The organism is Streptomyces sp. HSW2009, assembly GCF_040240285.1.
Classification (GTDB): domain Bacteria; phylum Actinomycetota; class Actinomycetes; order Streptomycetales; family Streptomycetaceae; genus Streptomyces.
Map to the genome: position 1 here is coordinate 1 of NZ_JBEHZD010000577.1, position 4,610 is coordinate 4,610.

4 protein-coding genes are annotated in these 4,610 nt (G+C 70.3%); 3 read left to right on the forward strand and 1 reads right to left on the reverse strand.

Annotated features, from left to right (window positions below; translation table 11 throughout):
• Positions 1 to 166: 166 nt before the first annotated feature.
• Positions 167 to 367 carry a DUF4177 domain-containing protein gene (locus tag AAHZ94_RS28825; protein ID WP_349996558.1) on the reverse strand — a complete coding sequence of 67 codons (201 nt, stop codon included), beginning with the start codon at positions 365 to 367 and terminating at the stop codon, positions 167 to 169.
• 178 nt (positions 368 to 545) lie between these two features.
• Here AAHZ94_RS28825 and uvrB point away from each other — a divergent pair, with 178 nt between their 5' ends.
• The 3 genes from uvrB to AAHZ94_RS28840 form a co-directional block, all read left to right on the forward strand.
• Entirely contained in the window at positions 546 to 2,666 is a 2,121-nt protein-coding gene (gene uvrB, locus AAHZ94_RS28830) for an excinuclease ABC subunit UvrB (protein ID WP_349996559.1), read from the forward strand.
• A 186-nt stretch (positions 2,667 to 2,852) separates the two neighbouring features.
• Positions 2,853 to 3,431 carry a TerD family protein gene (locus AAHZ94_RS28835; protein WP_349996561.1) on the forward strand — a complete coding sequence of 193 codons (579 nt, stop codon included), beginning with the start codon at positions 2,853 to 2,855 and terminating at the stop codon, positions 3,429 to 3,431.
• A gap of 271 nt (positions 3,432 to 3,702) precedes the next feature.
• Positions 3,703 to 4,610: TerD family protein (locus AAHZ94_RS28840; protein ID WP_349996562.1), on the forward strand; the 908-nt coding region annotated here is incomplete at its 3' end.

Below are 4,610 nucleotides of genomic sequence, written 5' to 3' on the forward strand. Positions count from 1 at the left end.
CCAGTATCGAGGGAACACACGTCGCCGTGTCCGCCCGCTCGCTTTGCCTGCACGGCGACACCCCGGGCGCGGCCGCCCCCCCCCCCCCCGGGCGGGGCCCCCCCCCCCGGGGGGGGGCGGGCGGGCCGGGGCCGGGCCCGCAGTCGACCGCCGGGCCGGTGTCGGATCAGCGCCGGGGGCGTTCGAAGGTCACGAGCAGCCCTTCCACGCCGCCGGGCCCGATGCGCCCCTTCACGTCGGCGGACGTGATCGCCTTGAGCTGCCAGCCCTCCGCCGCGTACTTGTTGAGCAGGTCCTCGACCTTGTCCGGCGACATCTTCCCGCCGATCAGCTTCTCGCGGATCTGGATCACCTTGTACTCGTACATGGCCGATGACCTTTCGTTGCGCCCGTGCGGCGAATCGGTGGGCTGAGCCCCTGTCGACGATCGAATCGATGCGCACGGTGACCGTTCGCATGCGATCTGATGCCATTGCCTGATCGGCGGTGTCAGGCTACGGGGCCGTGCAAGGGCCGTTGTCAGTGGTGAGTCGTACGGTGGTTCCATGCGGCCCGTATCTCAGATCCAACGCAAGGTGGCGCCCTTCGAGGTCGTCAGCCCCTACCAGCCGAGCGGCGACCAGCCGGCGGCCATCACCGAGCTCGAACGGCGTATCCGAGCAGGTGAGAAGGATGTCGTCCTGCTCGGCGCGACGGGTACGGGAAAGTCGGCCACCACCGCGTGGATGATCGAGAAGCTGCAACGGCCCACACTGGTCATGGCGCCGAACAAGACCCTGGCGGCCCAGCTCGCCAACGAGTTCCGCGAACTGCTGCCGAACAATGCGGTCGAGTACTTCGTCTCGTACTACGACTACTACCAGCCCGAGGCGTACGTGCCGCAGTCGGACACGTACATCGAGAAGGACTCGTCCATCAACGAAGAGGTCGAGCGGCTGCGCCACTCGGCGACCAATTCGCTGCTCACCCGGCGGGACGTGATCGTCGTCGCTTCGGTCTCCTGCATCTACGGCCTGGGTACGCCGCAGGAGTACGTCGACCGCATGGTGCCGCTGAAGGTCGGCGACGAGTTCGACCGCGACGAGCTCCTGCGGCGCTTCGTCGACATCCAGTACACGCGCAACGACGTGGCCTTCACCCGGGGCACCTTCCGGGTGCGCGGTGACACCATCGAGATCTTCCCGGTCTACGAGGAGTTGGCCGTCCGCATCGAGATGTTCGGCGACGAGATCGAGGCGCTCTCCACGCTGCACCCGTTGACCGGCGAGGTCATCTCGGACGACCACGAGCTCTACGTCTTCCCCGCCAGTCACTACGTGGCCGGACCCGAGCGCATGGAGAAGGCCGTCGCCAGCATCGAGGCCGAGCTCGCCGAGACGCTCGCCCGGATGGAGAAGCAGGGGAAGCTGCTGGAGGCGCAGCGCCTGCGCATGCGCACCACGTACGACATCGAGATGATGCGCCAGATCGGCACCTGCTCGGGCATCGAGAACTACTCGCTGCACATCGACGGCCGTGCGCCCGGCTCCGCGCCGCACACGCTGCTCGACTACTTCCCGGAGGACTTCCTCCTGGTCATCGACGAGTCGCACGTGACCGTGCCGCAGATCGGCGCGATGTACGAGGGCGACGCCTCGCGCAAGCGCACGCTGGTCGAGCACGGTTTCCGGCTGCCGTCCGCCATGGACAACCGCCCGCTGAAGTGGGAGGAGTTCCAGCAGCGCATCGGGCAGACGGTCTACCTGTCTGCCACGCCGGGCAAGTACGAGCTCGCCCGGGGGGACGGGTTCGTGGAGCAGATCATCCGCCCCACCGGCCTGGTGGACCCCGAGGTCATCGTCAAGCCCACCGACGGGCAGATCGACGACCTCATCCACGAGATCCGCACCCGCACCGAGAAGGACGAACGCGTCCTGGTCACCACGCTCACCAAGAAGATGGCGGAGGACCTCACCGACTACATGGTCGAACTCGGCATCCAGGTCCGCTACCTGCACAGCGACGTCGACACCCTGCGCCGCGTCGAGCTGCTCCGCGAACTGCGCGCCGGTGAGTACGACGTACTGGTGGGCATCAACCTCCTGCGGGAGGGCCTGGACCTGCCGGAAGTCTCCCTGGTGGCCATCCTCGACGCGGACAAGGAAGGGTTCCTGCGCTCGGGCACGTCGCTGATCCAGACCATCGGCCGTGCCGCGCGGAACGTCTCCGGCCAGGTCCATATGTACGCGGACAAGATCACCCCCGCGATGGCGACGGCCATCGAGGAGACCAACCGGCGCCGCGAGAAGCAGATCGCGTACAACACCGAGCGGGGCATCGACCCGCAGCCGTTGCGCAAGAAGATCAACGACATCGTCGCGACCATCGCGCGCGAGGACGTCGACACCCAGGAACTGCTCGGCTCGGGATACCGGCAGGGCGGCAAGGGCAAGGCGCCGGTGCCCGCACTGGCCAAGCAGACGGCCGGCGGCAAGGGCGCCCGGGCCAAGGACGGTGCCCTCACCGACCGGCCCGCGGCTGAACTCGCCGAACTCATCGAGGAGATGACGGAACGGATGCGCGCCGCTGCGGCGGACCTCCAGTTCGAGGTCGCGGCCCGACTGCGGGACGAGGTGGGCGAGCTGAAGAAGGAGCTGCGGCAGATGCGCGAGGCGGGCTTGGCCTGATCAGAGGCGGGACGCAGGTGCCCTACGGGGCGCGCGAGTCGGGGATGTGCGACGCCGCGCCGGGCGATGTGTTGCAAGAGCGACACAAACCCGGATGCGGGTAGCCGGACCGGCGGGCACAGTGCATAGGGTTCGAGCAGGTCGTACACATGGGGCGACCGGGGGAAGACGAGAGAGGGACAGCGCGTGACTGTCAACATGTCCAAGGGCCAGGCCATCAGCCTTCAGAAGGCCGATGGCGGCACCCTGACTGCCGTTCGGATGGGCCTGGGCTGGCAGTCCGCGCCCCGTCGAGGTCTGTTCGGCTCCCGCACCAAGGAGATCGACCTCGATGCGTCGGCCGTCCTCTTCGCGGACAAGCAGCCGGTGGACGTGGTGTTCTTCCGGCACCTGACCAGCGATGACGGCTCGGTCCGGCACACCGGCGACAACCTCGTCGGCGGCGCCGGCCAGGGCGGCGACGACGAGGCGATCCTCGTCGACCTCCAGCGGGTGCCGGTGCACATCGACCAGATCGTGTTCACCGTCAACTCCTTCACCGGGCAGAGCTTCGCCGAGGTCGCCAACGCGTTCTGCCGGCTGGTCGACGAGACCAACGGCCAGGAGATCGCGCGGTACACGCTCACCGGCGGTGGCCCCTACACGGCCCAGATCATGGCCAAGGTGCACCGGGCGGGTACCGGCTGGCAGATGACGGCCCTGGGCAGCGCGGCCAACGGCCGTACGTTCCAGGACCTGATGCCGGCGATCGTGCCGCACCTCTGAACCAACCGCAGCACCGGGTGCGCGCCGCGCCCAGCGCCCCGACCGGACGGCCCGTCCGGAAGGGGCAGGGGAGCGGTGCGCCTCCGGCGTTGCCGCGGATCGGGGGGTTGAGTTCGGTCGGCCGCGCCGTGGCGTGCGGCAGAGGCGAGGGCCGTGCCGGAAGTCGGCCGTCCGCCCTTCGCCCGGTGACCGCCGTGCTGCCGCCCACCCACTGCCCCGGTCCGCCGCCCACCGCAGCACACCCAGCACACCACGACGAGAGGGCGCAGTGATGACGGCCGAGCTGGTCCGGGGGCAGAACCATCCCCTGCCCCAGACCCGTTTGGAGATCCGTATTTCGGCGGGGAAACCCGTCGTCGCCGGAGCGACACTCGGAGCCGACCAGGGGAAGGTGCGGAGCGTCGACTGGGTCGCGCATCCCGCCGCTCCACAGATGCCCGGGCTTGAGGTCTCCCGACAGGCCGCCGCCGACCACCGTCTCGCGGTGGACCTCGGCGCGCTGCCGGAGGCCGTCCACACGCTCACCGTGCTGTTGGCGCTGCCCACCGGGGTGGGCGGCCCGGTGCGGTTCGGCGGCCTCGTCGCTCCGTTCGTCGCGGTGACCGATCTCGACGGGGCCGAGATCGCCACGTTCACCATCACCGACCTGGACGCCGAGTCCGCGGTCACGGCCCTGGAGCTGTACCGCAGGAACGGCGCCTGGAAGGTACGGGCCGTCGGCCAGGGGTACGCGGACGGTCTCGCCGCGATGCTCCACGACCGGGGACTGCCCGAGGCCACGACGCTGGCCGCGGAGATCAACGACGCGGTGGCCCAGGGCATCGCCAAGTCCCTCGCCCCGCCCCCGTCGGCGCTGACCAGCGGCGACGGCCGACTGCGGACGGCGGCCGGCGGTGAGGCGAGCACGGGCGCCGACGCGCAGGTGGGCGGCGCCGGGTCGGCGACCCCCGCCAGTACGGTCGGCCCGGGCGCGGCGGACGTGACGGGCCCGGCTGCGGCCGGCCCGATCAACTACCAGCCTCCGCGCCGGCGCGCCGCGGGGGGGGCGCCCCGCCCCCCCCCCGCCCCCCGGCCGGGCCCCCCCCCCCCCCCCGCCCCCCCAAACCAACCCCCCCCCCCCCCCCCCCGACCCTGCCGACACCGAACTCGTCAAGCTGCTCTACCGCCCGCTGTACGAGG

Excerpts from the sequence above, each read along its gene's own strand:
- AAHZ94_RS28825 (WP_349996558.1), bottom strand. The coding sequence starts at position 367 with ATGTACGAGTACAAGGTGATCCAGATCCGCGAGAAGCTGATCGGCGGG.
- uvrB (WP_349996559.1), top strand. The coding sequence starts at position 546 with ATGCGGCCCGTATCTCAGATCCAACGCAAGGTGGCGCCCTTCGAGGTC.